At 54.0% G+C, this 20,730-nt stretch carries 10 protein-coding genes; 3 read left to right on the top strand and 7 right to left on the bottom strand.

Annotated features, from left to right (window positions below; all coding sequences use genetic code 11):
* Window positions 1–212 precede the first annotated feature (212 nt).
* A complete protein-coding gene (locus tag MFFC18_RS07710; RefSeq protein ID WP_075085435.1) occupies window positions 213–5,624 on the top strand; it encodes a DNA repair ATPase in 5,412 nt (1,803 codons plus the stop codon).
* A 23-nt stretch (window positions 5,625–5,647) separates the two neighbouring features.
* Here MFFC18_RS07710 and MFFC18_RS07705 read toward each other — a convergent pair whose 3' ends face one another.
* From MFFC18_RS07705 to MFFC18_RS07680, 5 genes are all read right to left on the bottom strand, one after another.
* On the bottom strand, window positions 5,648–8,458 hold the full coding sequence (locus MFFC18_RS07705) for a PEP-CTERM sorting domain-containing protein (RefSeq protein ID WP_075085434.1): 2,811 nt from the start codon (window positions 8,456–8,458) through the stop codon (window positions 5,648–5,650).
* Window positions 8,459–8,639: 181 nt separating this feature from the next.
* Complete coding sequence (locus tag MFFC18_RS25635) at window positions 8,640–8,774, bottom strand: hypothetical protein (RefSeq protein ID WP_261340535.1); 135 nt, start codon at window positions 8,772–8,774, stop codon at window positions 8,640–8,642.
* Window positions 8,775–8,989: 215 nt separating this feature from the next.
* A complete protein-coding gene (locus MFFC18_RS07690) occupies window positions 8,990–12,586 on the bottom strand; it encodes a proprotein convertase P-domain-containing protein (protein WP_075085433.1) in 3,597 nt (1,198 codons plus the stop codon).
* A 95-nt stretch (window positions 12,587–12,681) separates the two neighbouring features.
* Window positions 12,682–13,956 (bottom strand): BaiN/RdsA family NAD(P)/FAD-dependent oxidoreductase, encoded by a 1,275-nt coding sequence (locus MFFC18_RS07685; protein WP_075085637.1) that lies wholly within the window; start codon window positions 13,954–13,956, stop codon window positions 12,682–12,684.
* A 111-nt stretch (window positions 13,957–14,067) separates the two neighbouring features.
* The gene (locus tag MFFC18_RS07680; RefSeq protein WP_075085432.1) at window positions 14,068–15,039 is read right to left on the bottom strand and encodes a DnaJ C-terminal domain-containing protein; all 972 of its coding nucleotides are present in this window, start codon (window positions 15,037–15,039) and stop codon (window positions 14,068–14,070) included.
* A gap of 319 nt (window positions 15,040–15,358) precedes the next feature.
* Here MFFC18_RS07680 and MFFC18_RS07675 point away from each other — a divergent pair, with 319 nt between their 5' ends.
* Window positions 15,359–16,867 carry a sigma-70 family RNA polymerase sigma factor gene (locus MFFC18_RS07675; protein WP_084417261.1) on the top strand — a complete coding sequence of 503 codons (1,509 nt, stop codon included), beginning with the start codon at window positions 15,359–15,361 and terminating at the stop codon, window positions 16,865–16,867.
* Between the two features lie 191 nt (window positions 16,868–17,058).
* Here MFFC18_RS07675 and MFFC18_RS07670 read toward each other — a convergent pair whose 3' ends face one another.
* Entirely contained in the window at window positions 17,059–18,702 is a 1,644-nt protein-coding gene (locus tag MFFC18_RS07670) for an SH3 domain-containing protein (RefSeq protein ID WP_148618699.1), read from the bottom strand.
* Between the two features lie 173 nt (window positions 18,703–18,875).
* The gene (locus MFFC18_RS07665) at window positions 18,876–19,622 is read right to left on the bottom strand and encodes a polyprenol monophosphomannose synthase (protein WP_075085636.1); all 747 of its coding nucleotides are present in this window, start codon (window positions 19,620–19,622) and stop codon (window positions 18,876–18,878) included.
* Window positions 19,623–19,788: 166 nt separating this feature from the next.
* Between MFFC18_RS07665 and MFFC18_RS07660 the strand changes: the two genes are divergently transcribed.
* Window positions 19,789–20,667: an ion transporter gene (locus MFFC18_RS07660; protein ID WP_075085430.1), complete on the top strand. Its 879-nt coding sequence runs from the start codon at window positions 19,789–19,791 to the stop codon at window positions 20,665–20,667.
* Window positions 20,668–20,730: the final 63 nt, after the last annotated feature.

The raw sequence follows: 20,730 nt of genomic DNA, 5'->3' as shown, positions 1-20,730 counted from the left end.
AGCCTGTGAACTCACTGAAAACCTCGTGGTGGCGGCCTATGCCGCCGCATTCACGCCAAAGAGGCAACAAGCCTCTGTTCAGCCAAAACCCAAGGTGGCATAGGCTTGCCTGTGATCCGAATGTCGACAAAGGCACGTCGGCACAGGCCAGTCGCCAACCACCTTCATAATTTTCCAATCATCCATCCAGCGCGCTCACAGGCCAAAAGCCTATGCCACCAACAGAAACACAACCTGATTCGCAATCCGATCCGAACGAGCCAACGCTCGAGCGCGGCACGTACGAGATCATCCAAAACCGGTTGAAGTCCCATTCTGCCGAACTGGATGCACGTCTGCAAAAACTCAACAACGAACGGCGTAACGTTTTCGGAGCGATCCCAACCGAGCTGGTTTCGAAACAACGAATCACGACCGAGCACAATTGCACGGCTCGAGACATCGTGCCGATCGGAGACAAATTTCTCTTCGGCTACAACGTTCACATGGGCCTGAAATCCGTCACGGAACTTCCGGACGTGTTCTCGGTCTACCGCTTCGAAGACGGAAGCTTCCACGAAGAATCGCTCGACCTGCTCAGCGATAAACAGTTCGGCGTTGACTTCCACGCGCTGTACAAATACTACAAAGACACCCGATTCGCGAAATTTCACGTCTCCGGGCCGTACCTCTATCTGGTTTTTCGAACCGGAAAATCGCTGACTGACATCAAGACTTTCAAGTTTCTGATGCAGGGCGACAAGCTGAAGTACATCGACAATCGCAGCGATCACGAAGTCAAATATCCGCCGCAACACGAATTTAAATGGAAGCGTACGACGCGTGAGTTCCATCGTGGCGGACTGCACCCGCACATCTCGATCGAAGACCGCGTTTACATCGAAACTGTCGGCGGCGACCTGACGGTCAAGATCGAAGACAACACGGAAGATGGGTCAGGCATCTATGCCGAGCCCGTTGACGATCCTGACCAGACGCTTGACGACGCAGAAATCTTCTATGCGATCGTGGGCAACATCATTTTGATGAAGATCAAGCCGTTCAAGGAAGAACAATTTCGATACGTCATCTACAACGAGAAAACACAAACCGCCCAGCGACTGGACTCGATTGCCGAATCCTGCATCTTCCTCCCGGAAGACCACGGCCTGATTTTCGCAAACGGCTACTATCTGCAAACCGGCCAGAGCAAAATCTTCGACAACGGGCTCACGAATCTGGCTTTCGAGCGCCGCATTGCTTCTCCCAACGGCGAGGATTATCTCTACGCGTTCTACAACCAGAGCACCGGCGACTATGCGTTGCTGATGTACAACGTGATCGAACAGCGAGTCGACACGCCGATCCTGTGCAACGGTTTTTCGATTTTCGACAACGGCCATTTGATCTACTTCAAAGCCGACGAAGAACCGCAGAAGCATCACGCGATTCAAATTTGGCAGACTCCATTTGTGGCTGACGAATCTGCGTCGAGCGAGCAAACGGATTCTTACATCTTCAAGATCGGCAACAAGGAGATCGTGCGGGCGATGGCCGAAGCGCACGAGATTATGACGCTGATCGACCAGGAGGATTCCTACGCGAATCTGTACGTCGATATCGTCAAGCGTTCGTCGGACATCCTTGATTCAAATTTCTGGCTGAGCGACGAGCAGACTTTCAATCTGGCCGAGCCCGTTGAAGCGATCCGCGAAGCTGCCACGGCAGCGGTGGACGAGTTCGAGAAAGTCGTCCGGGTCCGCAGCAATACCGCGAAACAGTACAAAGAAACGGCGAAAGCAGCCAAGGAAGTCGTTCGCAACGCAACGTCTGGCCGATTCGATAACATCGACCGCTTCGTACAAGCACTGTCAAGCCTCCGCACGGTCCGCGGGCAGGTGATTTCGCTCAAGGAGTTGAAATACGTTGACCTCGCGGCCGTTGAATCGCTCGAGTCCGAGATCAGCGAGAATGCTGACCGGCTGTCGCATAAATGCGTTGAGTTTTTGCTTGATGATGCGGCGTTGGCTCCGTACCAGCAGCGAGTGGCAGAACAAAACGACTCGATCGACGAACTGAAAACCGGTGTTGAAGCCAAAGTTCTGGACGAGGCCATCGTTCAGGTCGGCAACGAACTGGAGATGTTGATCGAGATTGTCAGCAACTTGAAGATCGATGATCCGACGCAGCGCACGCGAATCATCGACAACATTTCGGCGATCTATTCCAGCCTGAATTCGACGCGGGCTTCGATCAAGAAGAAATCGCAGGAGCTGTTTTCGGTAGAAGGCAAAGCCGAATTCAATTCGCAAATCAAACTCGTCAGCCAGGCGGTCGTCAACTATTTGGACGTTTGCGACACACCGGAAAAGTGCGACGAATATCTGACCAAGATGATGGTTCAGGTCGAAGAGATCGAAGGTCGATTTGCCGAGTTCGATGAATTTGTTGTACAGCTCGCCGAGAAACGCGAAGAGATCTACGCGGCTTTCGATACGAAGAAATTGCAACTCGTTGAAGCCCGTAATCGCCGCGCGACCGCGCTGATGGCGGCTGCAGATCGAATTTTGAAAGGCATCCGCAATCGTGTTGCCAATTTCGATTCGGTCGACGAAATCAACAGCTATTTCTCCTCTGATCTGATGATCGACAAAGTTCGGGACATCGTGTCCGAGCTTGAGGAACTTGAAGAGTCAGTAAAAGTCGACGACATTCAGAGCCGGTTAAAAACGGTTCGCGAAGACACGATTCGCCAACTGCGTGACAAAAATGAGCTGTACGTCGATGGCCAGAACATCATTCAGTTTGGCACGCACAAGTTCTCCGTCAACGTGCAGCCATTGGATCTGACGACCGTCATCAAAGACGGCGACATGCACTTCCACTTGAGCGGCACGAACTATTTCGAGACAGCGACCTCACCCGAGCTCAACGCGACCAAACCGGTTTGGGATCAGACGGTGGTCAGCGAAAATCGCGACGTGTATCGCGCCGAGTATTTGGCCTATCAGATGCTCCGCTCACCAGATCTTGATTTGAAGAAACTGTTCAAGGCGGACGATGAAAAACGCCTTGAAACGGTCAGCCAGTTCATGGCACCCCGCTACAGCGAAGGTTACATCAAAGGCGTCCACGATCATGACGCGAACCTGATTTTGAGCCAGCTGCTGAAAATGCATTTGGATCTGGGGCTGTTGAAGTACTCGCCGAAATCACGCGCCAAAGCGGCGATGTATTGGCTGGAGTTGGGCGAACTGAGTCCAGGCGTGAAGCAGGCTTGGGAAGACAAACTGGCCAGTCTTGGTGCAGCGACGAAGTTGTTCGGCGGCTTGAAGGAACGCGAAGACTACATCAACAAGTTACGGGCTGAGATTCTCGCTGGTGAAGGTGACATAGACTTCCAGCCTGTGGACACGACAGCTGTGGACACGGTCGATGCCCGATCGAAAAAACTGTCTTCACTTCAGAACGATCACAGACTGGAAAACGTTGCCACCGTTTCCGAGACGGCCGAATATCTCTACGAGCAGCTGGCTTCCGGAGGCAAGTGGCCGTCAAGCAAAGCCGCGACCGAGCTTGGTGATCGCTTCACTGATTTCATCGCCAAGAAAAAAGGCGGCAATCAACTTGCCGAAACACTTGGGTCCGATTCACTATCGATTCAGGAACGCTTCGAAATCGCCTGCGGTTGGGTTGGAGCTTTTGTCGAATCAAACGCAAAAACTGATCCACATTTGCGGGATTACATTGAAGAAACAGCGGCGATTCTGATCGAAGGCAACGCCGATCATCGCAAGATGCTGGACATGAAGACCGTTGTCGAGATCGAAGGAATGCTCGGCGACCATCGCGTAGTGGACTCCAAAATCTACGAGTTGGACTATCACGAATTCATGCTTCGTCTGGCAAAGTTCGAGACCAACACCGTTCCGGCCTACGAAGCTTACACGCATCTGAAAAAAGAAATCGTTGACCAACGCCGCGAGGAATTGCGGCTTGGCGAATTCAAGCCACGCGTGCTGACCAGCTTTGTTCGCAACAAGCTGATCAACGACACGTACTTGCCGATGATCGGTGCCAACCTGGCGAAACAGATGGGCGTCGTCGGCGAAGAAAAACGAACCGATTTGATGGGCTTGCTGCTGCTGATTTCGCCACCGGGATACGGTAAGACGACGTTGATGGAGTACGTTGCCAATCGCCTGGGCATCACATTCATGAAGATCAACGGTCCGGCGATCGGTCACCAGGTGACTTCGCTTGATCCGAACGAGGCACCGAATGCGAGTGCTCGCGAGGAAGTTGAGAAACTGAACCTCGCGCTCGAGATGGGCGATAACGTGATGATCTATCTCGATGACATCCAGCATTGCAACCCTGAGTTTTTGCAGAAGTTCATTTCGCTTTGTGATGCGACGCGTCGAATCGAAGGCGTCTTTGGCGGCAAAACGAAAACGTATGACTTGCGTGGACGCAAAGTTGCCGTTGTGATGGCGGGAAATCCGTACACCGAAAGCGGCGAGAAGTTTCAGATCCCGGACATGCTTGCCAGCCGAGCCGACACGTACAACCTTGGCGACGTCATCGGTGGCAACGCGGATTCGTTCGAGCTGAGCTATCTGGAGAACTGCCTGACATCGAATTCGACGCTGGCCCGATTGAATTCGAAGTCTCGCGAAGACGTTTATCGTGTGATCAAGATGGCGGCCAGCAAAGGTGCTCCTTCAGAAAGCCTCGCAGGCAATTACTCGGTCGAGGAAGTCAACGAGTTCGTTTCGGTGATGCGAAAGCTGTTGAAAGTTCGCGATGTCGTACTGCACGTGAATCAGCTGTACATCGAATCCGCGGCTCAGGCCGACGACTATCGAACCGAGCCGGCATTCAAGTTGCAGGGTTCGTATCGCGACATGAACAAGATCGCCGAACAGATCCGCCCGGTGATGAACGACGAGGAATTGCTGACGCTGATCCGTTCGCACTACAACAATCAGGCTCAGACTTTGACGACGGGAGCTCAGGCGAACCTGTTGAAGCTGAAAGAGCTGATGGGCGAACTCGAAGGCGAAGAACTCGAACGCTGGGAGGATATCAAACGTACCTTCCAGCGAAATTTGCTGCTCTCCGGAGCCAGCGAAGACGATGGACTGGGCCGCGTGATTGCCCAAATGACGACCGTCAGCGACGGGCTGATTTCGATCAAGAAAGCCGTCGAATCCGGGATGAATCAGATGATCACCGCTTCGTCGGCTGACCCATCGGCCGAGCGAATGACGACGGCAGTTTCCGAGCTTGAGAAGTTCAACAAGACGTTGACTGGCATCAAAAAACTGATGAAGGACGGCATCAAGACTCAGGGATCCGCGGTCGTTGCGCCGGCCACGAACCCCGTGGCCAACGTTCACGACAAAGGCGTCGATCCGATCGAAGTCGAAGTCATCAACAAGGTGCCGACGATCTTCCTTGACATCATCCGCAACCAGTTTCGCGTTCTGCAGACCTGGATGGATCCGATTCTGGCCATGGCGGAAGCACTGCCCGAAGCCAGAGGAATCCGCGACGCGGCACGTGTTACGGAACTCAACTACTCTGAACTTCTGGAGAAAATCCAGAAGTTCAAAGAAGAAAACCCCGGCGACATCGAGTAGCAATCCGGCGGGGCCGCGGCTGTCTACGATCGCTGCCTTCTGAAGCCCGCAATAACGGCAAGCGACATCAACACGACAATCGAGCTCGGTTCCGGAACTGCGGTGATGCCTCCAAGACTGAATCGTTGAGACGGTGCTCGAACTGCGAGGCCTGTTTCAAGCTCATCTACCTCGACGTTGCCGAAGACAAACCCAAGACCAAACAGGTCTGTGGCATCGTTGGAGACGAAATTGAGGTGAAAATCGAGATCGATGTGCTCGAGGTTCTGCGGCGTATCGGCAACGTCAAGTAACAGGTCATCAAAGAACGACATGGCATCGGTTGCGCTGTCTTCGCCTTCCCATTCCTCGTTGATGAACTCTCGACCGTTGAGTGTCCCCCAAACAGATATTTCTTCGAAACCGCCGAAATCGTCGTCCAGGCCGAAGAATCCGATCTGAAATCTTCCACCCGACTGCTCCTCTTGTATCTCGAGGTCCAACTCAATGTGTGCGTTGGAGAAAAGTTGTGTTTCGTCGACCCCAGATGCGAAAACGGATCCGACTCCGATCACTTCCGAGCCCTCGGATCCGAGAAAGACATCGCCGAAATCACTTTCATCTTCAAAGAACTCTGCGACCTGATCGCTGATTGGATTCACCAGTAGTGCCGCAGTCATCTGGCCCTCAAGGACCGGTCGAGCGATGGCATCAGAGCTGCGAAACTGGACCAGGCTCCCTGTATCAACGGTCACGATCTGGTCAGACAGACTTCTCGTTGATCCGGTTCGCACAGAAGCGTAGTGTTCCCATGACGATGTCCGCGTCGAAGCATAGGAATTGGAGTAGATGCGGTCGCCTGTCGCTGTAGCCAACGATTTTGCCGTGACGTTGTGGCCGATACGTTCCGAGTTGGCCAGAGCCTGCGATGACGCTTGCAACCCTGAGGTCGCAACGGCAGTGCTTTCCGAAAGGTTTCCATCACTTGAGTTTGTGCTGCCGGAACCACGTGTGTAGGCGTTTGCGAAGGAGTCGCTTCCATCGACCATGCTATGCGACGAAGCGGTGGCAATCGCGTCGCCTCCCTGCAGAAATCCCCAACCGCCATAGGCTGACGCGACGGCATTGGTCCTGCCTTCGTTTTCGTTGATCGCAGTAGATTCGGCGACAGAATTTGTTCCGTAAGCTGGGCGCCAGTTGCCTCTCGATCCACGTCGGGTGGCAGCGACCGCACTTGTAGTGACGGAATTGTCGAAATCAAATCGGTCATCCAAAAGCGAATGAGCAAACGTCTTCGCAGTTGCATTGCCACTTGCTCCATCATTGCCAAAACCGCCTTGTGCAACGGTAGAGGCGTTTATGCCCGAATATCCCGTCTGGCTGAGTTCAGCGACAGCGTTTCCGCCCGTCGCGGCGTTGACTGCATTCTTACCCTGCCCTGCGTTCCCGCCAAAGGCAGTTGCTTCATAGGTCCCTAAATATTTGACCTCAGTTCCCAGTTCCAGCTGAGCGTTCTGATTCTGGATGATGGCGTCACCGCCCGACCCATTGCGTTTGCCCCAGCCACCGTCACCACCAGCGAGGAAAACTTGTAGGTAGTCACCTCCGTCGGCGTGCAGTTCCATGTCGGGAGCAATGACACTGCCGCCGTTTCCGGACCAGCCTGTCCCTTGAGCATGACCACCCGTTCCTCCGTACATCGTGAGTGAAAGCCTTCCGAAACGATTGGACTCGGCGACTCGGATGGCTCCGTTGACGATTGCCGCAGCACCTTGACCACCATCGCCTTGATTTTGCCTACCCAAGGCGGAACCTCCGTTGCCACCGCGAATGAAAAAACTGCTGGTTCGCAATTGCTGGTCGTCAGTATTGAGCAACGCAATGGCTCCGGTGGCTCCATCGGTGTCCTGGTTTCCGGTAGAGATACCGCGCCCACCTTGCCCCGCAACAATCGAAGCGTTGACAGTGTACCCGAGCGAGGAGGCTCCGCCGGCAAGCGGTGCAAGATTCAAACGTGCCGTGCCGCCTCGACCAACAGTGCCGTTGTATGAGTCTCCGCCCCTGCCACCGCTAATGTTGACATTCAGGTTTAGATCACCGCCTCCGCCGCCGCCGGCCGGATCAAAGACAAATTGGTCCGGGTTGAATCCAATCGTCGAACCGGCACCTTGGCCTCCTTCGGCTCCGTCAAACCCGGCACCACCTCGGCCACCGTTCTGATTAATTGTGGCATAGCGAAAGTTCGACAGGAATCGAGATTTGACGTAAGAGCGACCGCCGTCACCAGCGACAGCGCCAACGCCAATTGCGTCCCCACCATCACCTCCTCGAGCGGAGAACGATGCGTATTCACCTATTTCACCGTCAATGATTCCGCGTCCACCGTGACCTCCGGATCCGCCGTCACCTCCAAGCTCAAAGCCGGTTCCTATTCCGCCACCTCCTCCATCACCGCCATGGCCACCGCGTACCGCAGTTGAGAAAAAAGTATCTGGATCTGCCGGAGCACTTCGGCTCACATGAACATCTCCTCCATTTCCAGCGTTACCACCATTGCCGCCTTGTGCCGAGGACCCTTCGTCGTCCCCATCAATGCCGTCACCGCCTGTTCCACCATTGCCTCCTCGGGCACCGAACACACTGAAGCCAATCTCATCGGTGGCCGATTCGACGATGTCCGATCCATCAGTGCCGTCTTCTCCGTCGGTTCCGGGATCGCCAGAAACGCCATCCTCTCCATGTTCACCATCAAGTTGTGGCGAGGCAGCCAAGGACGATTGTTCGGTGCAACAAATTGCTACGCTGAACAATGCAAGAGACATCATCAAGGTCGAGGCGCGAAAAAAGTCAGTCATGGTGTTCGTTCTCAGGAGAATAGTGTGCTTCCTCTCGGTTTGAAGAGAGTCAACCAATATAGCAATAATAACTGACTGCCAGAAAAATGCCCGTCCTTCGTTGCCGCGTGTGGAGTTCGATTTCCCGAATTTTGCAGGCTTACTGGCTGTCTTACCAGGGTGACTTACGCAGCACGCTTGGCTATCCGGCTGTGCCAGTTTTGGCGCAGGCGAAGTTACACGACGTCATGAACGAAAACGGAAGGACTTGCTCAAGGTCAGAGACGATCAGCTCGTCTTTGGGAGAAGCCCAATCGTGGGCCTTGGTGCTGGTCATGCCAAAGCGCCGCCAGAAGCCACAGGAGTCTGCGACTCGGCACGCTTAACGACTCGGCACGCGTCACGGATCTCAACTACCTTGAACTTCTGGAGAAAATCCAGAAGTTCAAAGAGGAGAATTCGGGACAAGCTGAACAGCTAAATTCAGCAAGGCCGATTGATCAAAATCGTTTGGCCAAATCTTTGAATTCAGCCAAGCCAAATTTGGCTGACCTAAACCAGTTCAGCTTCGAAGTCAAATTCGACGAACGCACGATCAAGTTCAGCTTCCGCTTTCACGCGCTCTTGTGCTGGCGACTCAACCACAGCAACGTCATTGTCCGCAACAATCGCACCGGACAGCTCGACTTTCTCGTTTGTCTGAACAACGATCGAACGCTTGGCCAAACCAGCCTCTTTCGACGTCGTCGGCTTGCCATCATCACCGGCCGCATCGAACAACAAATCCGAGCCTGAACCAAAATCGGCTTTTCCAGCTCCAGGCGTGATCAGTCTGATTGGGAAGAATCCGGACAGGTTCTGACGGGCAATCGAGACATCGTCAGCGTCGACTCGTGAATCACGATCGAAGTCGTAAACGTTGTCGATCCCGACAGAGAAGAAACCGGAAAGGTTTTGTCGAACTCGAGAAACGTCATCCGCATCGACTCGAGCATCGGTCGTCGAATCGCCGGTTTCGCCAATCGCGTTGCCAAAGTAGAACACGTCTGGAGCTGCCAAGCCTGTTGTGTTGCCTGCGTTGACTGTGATCTGCAACCATTGGTTTTCGATCGCGTTGTCAGCCCACTGCAGCACAATCTGATCGGTGCCGCTTGCGTCAACGTTGGAAACGTAGTCCAGCGAAATTGGAGCAGGAGCATCGGTCCAGTCCGCAGTCGTGTCGTCGTTGCCGACTTTGAAGTCGAAGAAGTCTCCGATGTTGGCGAGCGTTGGAACCTGATTCAGGTCATTAAGCTCCAGTGCCAGCCCGTTGATCCCGAGCGAGTAAGACGAGTAGTTCGCAAACGTCGCCGTTTCGCCAGGAAGCAGGAATTGTTTGTCTGTCGCAACGGAATCGAAAGCGTCTCCCGTGTCGTAGTCAGAACCCAGATAGAACAGCTGGCGAGTCGTCACGACAGCGTCGTTGACGTTGGTCACCGCGATATCAAAGTCTGCTTCGCTGAACGAACCATCGTCGCTGTCCGCACGAACAGTGACCGTGTGTGTGGCTGCACTTTCGAAATCCAACGCTCCCGCGACGGTCACGACACCAAAGACTGGATCGATATCGAACAATCCGCCAGCATCTGCCGTGAGTGAGTATGTCACGTCGTCATTAGGATCCGTCGCAGATGCCGTAACTCCAACAGAAGCACCGATTGCTGCGTCTTCCGCAACTGTATTGGTGGCAGAGTTGCTATCCGTAATCGGCCCAACAGGCTCGTCGATTTCGACAACGATGTAGAGCGACCAGTTGTTCAGGCTTCCCGTATCCTGCGTTGCTGCATCGGAGATCGACAATACCCAATCACCGGTGATCGAAGTTCCTACCAGTGAAGTGAACGCATCGTTCGGTCGAAACGTTCCAGTGTAAGGCGCAGTCCCCGAATCGATCGAATCTGGAGCGTCGTCATCAAACAGCGTATCGGTGAAGTTGTCCCCGCTGCTACCGATTCGATCAAACAGAGTGAACTGCTGGCCTCCAGGAGCGGTCAAAACCGCTGTCAGGTCACCGTCCCAAGTGTGAGTAATATCAAGCAGCAAATCGACGTCCAACAAATTGCCTTCATCAGCAATCGTAATGGTGCTGGTAATCGTCGAGTTGTCGTTGATCGGCGTTGGAGTATCTTCTGAATGATAAACCGAGATGTTCTGGAACACCGCAGTATCGGTCGCGGTAAAGCTGTCGCCCGCTCCGTCATCTGCATCGAAGTAGCTTACCGTGATCGTGTCCCCAATTGCGGCTTGCAACTGCCCATCGTCAGCGGTCACGGCTCCTTCGACAGAAACGATCGAAGTCGAATAGCTGCCTGATCCTGTCAGTGAAAGTGTTTCCGAATCGCCATTGGAGCTTGTCACAACGACTTGAATGTTTGATGGAGCGTTTCCATCTGCCACATCGATTTCGATCGTGTCTCCAACCGCATAGACAGAGCTATCAAAAGAAACGACACCGATCGTCTCAGGTGCTTCGAGGATCCCGCGAGCTTCAAACGCCGCCCGGATGTTGCTCTCATAGAGTCCACCATTGAGATTCTCATCCGCCATCAGAATCATCTCGGCCGCAGTGACCATTGACGAGCTTCCAGGCAAGAGAAAGTGTGACTCAAGGACCAGCTGGTCAGCTGCCGCCGCACCGATATCCTGATTCAGATCCCACAACGCGCGAGACCAAATTTCACCATCGGCGTGCACCTGACCGACCAGATCAGTCGGATACATCTTGTTGCCATCGACACGTCGCAAGTTGGGAGGATTGTCGCTGCTATAGCTGGTCGCATCCCATTCCCCCACGGCAGCAGCGTGAGTCGCCTGAAACGCTGCGTCGCCCACATTCTGGAAGAAGCTTGCCGCCAAATAGTCGCCAAACCCTTCACCCATCGCACCCATCTCGCCGCCACCCCATGCCGCGTTTTGGTTATTCTGGATCGCGTGGCCATATTCATGAGCGATGATGTCTCCGTCTTCGCCATCATCGACGCCGCCGTCACCAAAGTGAATTGCGTCGTTTCCACTGGAGTAGAACGACTGGTCATCTGTGAACCAGTGAGCGTTCGCCAGCGTCGGAAAATCGCGGATACCGTTAGGCGTTCCGGTGTCGTCATCGAATCCCAGATCGTGAAAGTAGCGATTGATCTGGTCGACGGTGTGATAAATCTGCACCTGTTCGAAACGTGGGTCGTCACGAGTGTACTCGTACACGCGATCAGCTTCATCGGCGTCGACGTCGGTGATGGTGCTGCTGTTGAGCGTCGACAGGTCAACGAACTCGCCCTTGATCAGCCCGGTGCCTTCATCGAGTCCTTCCAACGTCACTGAGATGTGCTGATTTTCTAACGCAGTACTGTTGGCGTCATTGTTGTCCGTGATCCCGGTATCACTTCCAAGAGTTTGATACGGGTTGGGATAGAACACGTCACCAGAACCTTCGGTGAAGTGAGAGATACGGTTCTCCTGAGAGATTACTTCACCAGAAAACGCATCGATGTAAGTCAGAAAGTCTCCGTGCTCGTTTTCGCTGTGGGAATGTCCGTCGTCGTGGTCGTGGTCATCATCAACGCTTCCATCGCGAACGGCAAAGACAGTCGTTTGCCAAACAAGGCTGGCAGACTTATCGTTGCCTTCGCCCGGCAACCAAACCAGCTCGCCACGCGTATCGGCGAACATCGTTTTTGCTCCTGCATACTCCAGAGCAATTTCCTCAGACAACTCAAAGTTGATCGAGGTTTTTCCAGGTTCGCAACTTGCATCAAAAACAGCTTCCACGCTTTGATCGTGGACGTGAACGAAATCGCCCGTCGGACCTTGGATGGTCGCTACCCAGGCGTCAGCAACCGGAACGCCGTGGACGGTTTGTTGAAATCGAGTCACGGTACTCGCAAGACCACGCTGGATCTCAACCAGCCTTAGCTCAACATCGCCGGTTTGCAGATCCGCCGTTTCTGTTTGGCTGTCGAGGTAGGTACGAGCAACAGACTCCTGTTTGAAATCTTCAAGATAGTAGGACGCTTCGGCAGTTGTTGCGGTAGAAAGGTCGGCCGCGAGAAGTCTTTTCTGCTCAAGAGGGCCATAGCTGAAACGTGCACGAGAACGGGAACGACTGGAAGTCATGAGAGGGTTCCTGGAACGAGAGGGGCAGTGATCCCCCTAAGATAGTCACATTCTAACCGGTGTAAATCGGTCAATCGTTGTAACTTGAGGCCAATTCAGACAGACTGTCCGGCCAACCAACCCGTGCTCCAGGCCGATTGAAAGTTAAATCCACCTATCGGTCCGTCGAGGTCCAAGATTTCGCCAGCAAAGAAGAGATTAGCGACCAGTTTGCTTTCCATTGTGCTGCTGTTGACCTCAGAGAGCTTCACGCCGCCCGATGTGACCTCTGCTTTCTCGTACCCGAGCGTGCCTTGGACAGGAAACGCCAGCTGTTTAAGCTGAGACGAAATCCTGGCCAGTTGTTGTGAGGAAAGCTCAGCAAAACGTCGATCAACCGGCACGCTTGCCTGGGCCAACAGTTGCTCGACCAGTCGTTTGGGAAACTGAGGGAACAAATCGCTGACAACGCGAAGTGCCGAACGACCTCCCGCGGAAGACTTCGCGGTTTGAAGCTGTTGCTCGACGGCTGACATTTTTTGTGCTGGTAGAAAATCGCAAACCAGCGTTAGCCGATTTTTAGTTTTATGACCGGCAACGGCGCTGCTAACATCCATCGCGGCGGGACCGGAGAATCCAAAGTGAGTGAATAGCAGCGAGCCGGTTGTTTTGGCGAGTGGCTTACGTTTCTTTTTTGCGCCCTCTTTCTCGGGCTCGCAAACTTCGACGCGAGTTGGATCGATGGTGAGCCCCTTCAGCTCGTTGGCCCATTCACACCGCGATAGCAACGGCGTTAATGCCGGAACGGTTTCGACGATGCTGTGTCCAAAACCCCTGGCCCATGGATAGCCGTCGCCGGTCGTGCCGCAACCGGGAAACGACAGTCCGCCAGTTGTCAGTATGACACCGCGGCATTGAAACGAACCGTGATCGGATTCGACCACGAACTCACCTGAGTCCAGTTTACTCATGCCATGAACCGGACATTCGTTCTGCAGGATCGCGCCAGAGTCTTCGGCGTATCGAACGAGCGCGTCGCGAACATCGATCGCTTTGTTGCTGACGGGAAAGACTTTGCCAGTCGATTCGACTTTGGTCTCAACTCCCAACGAGTTAAAGAGCTCAACACAATCTGCGGGAGACATCGTCGCCAACGCCGAGTGCAAAAATTTGCCATTTCGACCGAAGGCTTCAACGATTCCACGAGCGTCGGTGTTGTGCGTGATATTGCATCGCGTCCCGCCCGACATCAGAATTTTAACGCCGAATTTCCGGTTCTTTTCCAGCAGCAGCGTTCGCTTGCCAAGCTGAGCGGCAGACGCGGCAGCCATCAATCCGGCCGCGCCACCCCCGACAATGACGACGTCCCAAACTTGTTCAGTTTCAATCACGTGGGCTTTCGTCAGTTTCCAAAAATGGCGGCGTTGGCTTCCAGCCTGTGTTCCATCTGCCGGCAAATTGCGTCTCGACGAGATGACACTCAAGGCTGTGCCAACCAGAATCTACCAGCGAATGTCTGAACGAGGATTCTTGTCTTCGTAAGCCAACTCCAACTGGCGAATCAGCTTTTCATCATCCTCGGTCAGTTTTTCTGGCAGCTGGATCTGCAGTTCCGCGATCAGGTCGCCTTTCTTGTCTTTGGTTCGCACACCCATGCCCTTGAGTCGCAAGGACTTGCCGCTGGAAGTTCCTGCTGGAACGGTCAAGGTCACGGTACCGTGAGGCGTCGGCACATCGACTTTCGCTCCGAGTGCTGCTTCGGCAAGCGTGATCGGAACGGTGAGCAACAGGTTCAAACCTTTGCGACCGTAGTTTGGATGCGGGGCCACTTTAACAACAATCATCATGTCGCCGCGCTGGCCGCTGTAAGATTCGGCGCCCTGCCCCCGAAGACGAATTTTCTTGCCGCTTTCGATGCCGGCCGGAATCTTGACGCTGATCGTTTCGACTTTGCCCGTGGTTCGCTTGAACGAGACTTGATGATCGCCGCCAAGAACAGAAGTCGCGAACGGAACAGTGATCTCCTGCTCGACAGGCTCCGGTTTGGCAGGAGCCTGAGTTCGCTGCTGCGGACCGCCGCCTCCCATCTGACGAAAGATCTGCTCAAAACCTGCTCCGCCGCCGCCGGGAGCACCTCGCCCGCCGCCTCCGCCGAACAGAGAGCTCAGATCAATATCCATACCGCCGAACGGATTGCCTTGCCCGCCGGGAAACGGCTGACCACCGCCGCCCATTTGCTCGAATCCGGGCCCCATTTGGTCGTACATCTGACGCTTTTTCTCGTCGCTGAGAACGTCATAGGCCTGCTGGACTTTCTGGAAGTTTTGCTTGGCCTTTTCTTTCTCGCGATCGCTTTCGTCAGTATGCAGATCCGGATGGTATTTCCGTGCAAGTTTGCGATAAGCTTTTTGAATCTCTTCTACGGTGGCTGTTTTCGAAACACCGAGAACTTCGTAATAGTCGTCCGCTGCCATCGAGGCTGTTTTCTGTCTTCAGAGGGAGTTCAGTTCCTAAAAAGCCAATTCTACGACTGTCGCCCCCCGGATAGAAGTCGCAAAGTCTGTGAACACCGCGTTGAAATTGATCAACCTGGGTGCAATTCGGCAACAGATGTTGGCAAAATGCAACACTTGTCCCAATTGTGCCTTGAACAAAATTCTTTAAATCTTTCGATTTGCTTCAAATTTCCTTTGAAATGAGCTATTTCGCGAACTAACGGCCTGTATCGCGAAGGTTGGCATCATCCCTGCTTTACTCCTGATTCACATCAAGAGAATCTTCAGTGAGGAAAGCATGCCGCGACTCAAAAAAGCCAACATCGGAACGGACTCGCCAACGACCACGAGTCCACAAGAAGCCGAGTCAAAAATCAAAGTGTCAGACGAAGGGGCGATCGACGATCCCGTGAGAATGTACTTGATGCAGATGGGCCGCATTCCGCTGTTGACTCGCGAAGAAGAAATTTCGGCGGCGATTGCGATCGACAAAGCCCGCTTCAAGTTCCGCAACAAGATGTTGGCAACGGACTTTATGCTCCGCGGTGCGTATCAGGCGTTGAAGCTGGTTCTTCGCAAGAAACTTCGCCTTGATCGCACGATCGAAGTTTCTGTTACGAACAAGGAAGAAAAGAAGCGAATTATGCTTCGCCTGGTTCCCAATCTGAAGACACTTAAGCACCTGCTGGCTTTGAACCATGCCGACTATGTCATGTCCGTGAGCAAGTCGATTCCAATGAAGCAACGTCGGGCGGCCTGGAAGCGTTTGGCTCAACGTCGCAACAAGTGTGTCATGTTGGTCGAAGAAATGAATCTTCGCTACAACCGCCTGCAGCCGCTGTTCGAGCAGCTTGAAGAAATCAACGATCGTATGCAGCAGCTTCGTGAGCTGATTGAAGAAGCCAAGATCACGGGATCTGTCGGAGCACGTTCGCTGGAAGAGCTGCGTACCGAGCTTCATTTCCTGATGCATCAAACTTTTGAAACACCTGCCACGCTTGACCGCCGAGTCCGCGAAACGAACGAACTGCACCAGATTCAGGACGCGGCCAAGCGGATTCTCTCAGCAGGGAACTTGCGTTTGGTCGTTTCGATCGCCAAGAAGTATCGCAACCGCGGCTTGAGTTTTCTGGATCTGATTCAGGAAGGTAACACCGGGTTGATGCGAGCTGTTGACAAATTCGAACACAAGCGTGGATACAAGTTTTCAACGTATGCAACATGGTGGATTCGTCAGGCGATCACTCGGGCGATTGCGGATCAAAGCCGCACGATTCGTGTTCCGGTGCACATGATTGACACAATGAGCAAGGTTCGCAATGTGATGCGGCTGCTGGTTCAGGAACTCGGTCGCGAGCCGACTCCTGAGGAGACTTCGGAGCGAGCCAAACTTTCGCTCGACGATACGAAGGTGATCATGAAGATGGCTCGTACTCCGCTTTCGCTTGATCAACCCGTTGGCGACGGAGAAGACAGCTACTTCGGCGAGTTCCTCGAAGATCATCGCGACGACGATCCGCTTTACTCGACGCACCAGGCGGCTCTGAAATCGCGAATCGAAGAGGCGATGGAGTATCTGAACTATCGCGAACGTGAGATCCTTCGATTGCGGTATGGCCTTGCTGACGGCTATTCGTACACGCTGGAAGAAGTCGGCAAGATCTTTTCAGTGACGCGCGAACGCGTTCGCCAGATCGAGTCGAAGGCCGTTCGCAAGCTGCAACAGCCTTACCGAAACAACGGACTTGCAAGCTTCGTTGACGGCGTCGAGCCCACTTGGGAAGGTCGCGTTCCGGAGACAACGTAGAACCGGTCTTATATGACTACAAAGCAATTCACTTGACCGTGGAAAGCGGATTTGAATCCCGCTTGAGGTATCGCCTGGATCGTGTCTGACACGGTTCAGGCTTTTTTTGCGACCGCACTAAATCACTTCGAACTTCGCCGTGCTGAACGCAGCGATTTATCAAACGCAGCAAGCGGGTCCGAATCGGTTCGCTATCGAACGACAATTCGCTCAGCGGTGACATGGTTCAGTTTCAGCCTTCGGTTGAAACCTCGACGTCCGATCACGCCGACCTGCTTGTCAACGTATTGACCAAGGTTCATGCCCGCTATTCCGACAACTTCGTGAGTCACATTGCCTAGCGAATCCTGCAGAACATAGGTTGGATCGACCCGCCCGCTGCTGTTTGCCAATCGTTTGAGCCATCCAACCGCGTCGTAGGGCGTTCCGGCTGTCGAGGTGCCTGACCTGGCCGAACCGATGCTGGATGACGCTGCAGGATAGGGAGACGCTTGCTGGTAGTGCTTGCGAAGCTGATCACAGCGTTCGATTTTGTCCATCACGTGCTGGAACGCCAAACGTTCAACGGGATCGACGCTTCTGGCTTTGGCTCGCTCGGTTGCGAATTTCAGGTCGGCCAAATTCCAGCTACCAGGCTCCTTGACCATCTCTTTCGACAACCGATCTTCGATCTCAATCAACGTCGAGTTTTCGCGGAGCTTCTCAAACCCGTCGTCGCGAGTGCGGTTCGTGGCGAGGTTCGATTGGCTCTGGTCTCGAACATATGACCTGACTTGTCGATCCATCGAATCTCGCGAAGCGAATCTGTCCGGCGCCCGTGCTGGCTGGCTTAGAGCAGAAACAGGGCGGCCATCCCATGGTTCGAACCGGGAATCGGCGGCAGCTTCCTGGACGAAAGTCGCTTGTTCGACAAATCCCGAATCCGGATCGCTGACTCTTATGTCGTTGGGGTTTCTGTTCGGGCTGGCGAAGTTGGCGCTGAACTGTGGCGGTACTGGATCGACTTCGGGGATCGGGCGAGTCGCAGATTTCCAACCGGAACCAATTTCCTTGGTGGCGATCTTTCGTTTGGAGTTTCGAGTTCTGGCTTGAGAGCTGCTTGCCCCTTTGGCAAACGAAGTTCGCAGGTCTGATTTCGATTTGCTAAACGATGGCGGTTCGCTGTAATCCCGTTCGGTTGGCGAGTTCTCGGTGGCGTCTTGGTTCTGGCTTGCTCGTGAAAGGCTGCGTGGTGAAGAGCGTTGCTGGCTCGGTTCGCTATCGAGCGATTCGTCATCGTGCAGCTCGCGCTTTGTTGACGGCGATTCCGTTCGTGTGTCTTTCTCGGGCGGAAGCTGCAGGTTCGAAACATGAATCCAACGGTACTCACCGGATGGCGGCTCAATCTGCAGCCAAACATTTGGCTTTCCGGCCGGGTTTGGCCAACTGACTTCGCCGACGATAGCGACCCGGTCGCCTTTCTTCAGGCTCTTCTGCGACATGGGATTTTCGACAGGGCCAAGTTTGGTTCCGACCCATGCGTCAACGCCATCGATTTTGATTTCTCCAACTTCGTCAGAAAGCAGCTTCACTGCCGATCGTGGAATCAAACTGAAACTTCGCTCGGGCGGCCGGATCAGACACCAGCCTCCGGGGTCCCGACGGTAGACTTGCACAAGCTCATCGCGATTGAGCCGATGGGTTGCATAATGCGACTTGCCGGGACCGCTGTGTACCGATGCGTCATCGTTTTTGACGATGGCTGTGTACAGCAGCGAATATTCCTGACCGTTTGCGTTAGCAGAACAGACAAAAAACATCGCGGCGGCGAAGGCAACGAGTATAAGATTGCGCATGATTGAATCTTCCGTGATCAATCGATTGGCGGGCGAAAATGTATCAGCCGCGAATTCTAGGTGATTCGGGCGGGCTGCGACAATAGGAATGCTCAGCCAGCGGGAATGCTCAGCCAGCGGCATTACCGATTTCGGCTTCGTCACAACGCCTGTCGTGCGGAATCACGCTAGCACTACTTCACCAAGCCCATACGAATTTTCAGCAGATGCCAGAACACGCTGACTCCCAACTTTAAACTTGTCTTCGAAGCACCGAGCTCGCGGTCGCGAAATGTGATCGGCAGCTCTTTCATCGCAATCTTCTGCTTTCGAATTCGCCACAGAATTTCCTCCAGATAGGCAAAGCTTGAGCTTTCGATTTTGCCAGGATCGATCGAGTTCAACGTCGAAGCGCGATAAACTCGAAACGCACCGCTGTTGTCTTTCGTCTTCAACCCCAGCAAAAATTTGGCGACAAAGTTGACGCCTCGCGAACTCACGTGGCGCATCCACGGCCAGTTTTCGATGCCTCCGCCAGGAACGTAGCGGCTGCCGATCACGCCACCAAAGTCCTGCTGAATATCGCTTTCCAAAAACTGCACCAGCTCAACCAGTGACTTTGGGTCGTGGCTGAAATCCGCGTCCATGGTTGCGAGCAAGTCGTAGGGCGGATCGTTCGCCAGACCGTATTCGAATCCGGCAACAGTTGCCGACCCCAAACCCATTTTCCCGGGACGGTGAATTACGCTCAGCCGCGGATCAGTGGCCTTTCGTTCGTCGCACCACTCTCCGGTGCCGTCAGGCGAGCCGTCGTCGATGACCAGCAAATCAGCGGTCGGCAGCAGCGTTTCCAGTTGCTGCACCAGCTCCGGAAGATTTTCGAGCTCGTTGTAGGTGGCTATGATGATCAGCAGCCGGGGAGAAGTTGACGGGGACGACAAAGGTGAGCTTTCGTGGCAAGATTTATGGTCGGAGAGCGAATAAAGGTGGCCTTCGATCGGGGATTGTTGCAGATTCGTATTGCCATCAAAACCCGATTCCCGAAAATCAGCTCTCGAAAACAGGCACCCGAACCGGCTCACTTCCGCCTCCAACCCCTCGCCTCGCATGCCGAAAAAAGACATCGATAAACCGCCCGTGCTTTCGCCAGCGCGTGAGAAATTGCACCAGATCATTTTCGGCGCGGATACGTTTTGGGGGCTGGTGTTCGACGTGGTTTTGTTGATCGCGATCGTGGCCAGCATCATCGTCGCCTGTCTACAAACGGTAAAAAACATCGGCTGGAGCGGTGACGATCACGGGCCGGGGCCGTTTTATTGGCCTCTGTTCTACGCCAGCTGGGGTTTCACCGTTCTGTTCACGATCGAGTACGCGATGCGACTGTACTGTGTGCGACGCCCGATTCGATATATTCGCAGCTCCTGGGGCATCATTGATTTGTTGTCTTTCCTTCCTGACTACATTTTGCTGTATCTCAACGCCAGCGATTTCGGTCGTGCGTTCAGTGCAATTCGTTCTCTGCGTTTGCTGCGAGTGTTCAGAATCTTTCAGCTTGGTTGGTTTCAGGAAGAAGCCGACGAACTTGGTTCCGCGATTTGGCGCTCGCGCGGAAAGATCATTGTGTTTCTGGCGACCGTGATGGTGATCGTGACCGTGGCGGGAACGGTGATGTACGAAGTCGAGTACGCATGGAAGAAGGAAAAGAGCGAGTTTACTTCGATCCCGGAAGCGATCTATTGGGCGATCGTGACGATGACGACCGTGGGCTATGGAGATATCGTTCCCAAGTCCGTCGCGGGAAAGTTTGTGTCTTCGCTTGTGATCCTGCTTGGCTACAGCTTGATCATTGTGCCGACGGGTTTTGTTTCCGCGGAGATCATTGAAACGAAACGCCGAAAAGTGCTGACTCGTTCCTGCCCCAGCTGCCTGACCGAAGGCCACGACGCGGATGCGAAGTACTGCAAGTACTGCGGCGACGCGTTGTAGCGTGTCAGCATCACGTCGCAACGACAGTCAATTGTCGACTCGCTGCGCATGATTGCGGGGCTC

It is taken from the genome of Mariniblastus fucicola (assembly GCF_008087665.1).
GTDB lineage: Bacteria > Planctomycetota > Planctomycetia > Pirellulales > Pirellulaceae > Mariniblastus > Mariniblastus fucicola.
The sequence above is the reverse complement of the archived record's forward strand: the minus strand, read 5'-3'. Positions and strand labels throughout refer to the sequence as shown.

What these genes read in the sequence shown, in the direction of transcription:
- MFFC18_RS07710 (WP_075085435.1), top strand. Translation starts at nt 213, where the DNA reads ATGCCACCAACAGAAACACAACCTGATTCGCAATCCGATCCGAACGAG.
- MFFC18_RS07705 (WP_075085434.1), bottom strand. Translation starts at nt 8,458, where the DNA reads ATGACTGACTTTTTTCGCGCCTCGACCTTGATGATGTCTCTTGCATTG.
- MFFC18_RS25635 (WP_261340535.1), bottom strand. Translation starts at nt 8,774, where the DNA reads ATGACCAGCACCAAGGCCCACGATTGGGCTTCTCCCAAAGACGAGCTG.
- MFFC18_RS07690 (WP_075085433.1), bottom strand. Translation starts at nt 12,586, where the DNA reads ATGACTTCCAGTCGTTCCCGTTCTCGTGCACGTTTCAGCTATGGCCCT.
- MFFC18_RS07680 (WP_075085432.1), bottom strand. Translation starts at nt 15,039, where the DNA reads ATGGCAGCGGACGACTATTACGAAGTTCTCGGTGTTTCGAAAACAGCC.
- MFFC18_RS07675 (WP_084417261.1), top strand. Translation starts at nt 15,359, where the DNA reads ATGCCGCGACTCAAAAAAGCCAACATCGGAACGGACTCGCCAACGACC.
- MFFC18_RS07670 (WP_148618699.1), bottom strand. Translation starts at nt 18,702, where the DNA reads ATGCGCAATCTTATACTCGTTGCCTTCGCCGCCGCGATGTTTTTTGTC.
- MFFC18_RS07660 (WP_075085430.1), top strand. Translation starts at nt 19,789, where the DNA reads ATGCCGAAAAAAGACATCGATAAACCGCCCGTGCTTTCGCCAGCGCGT.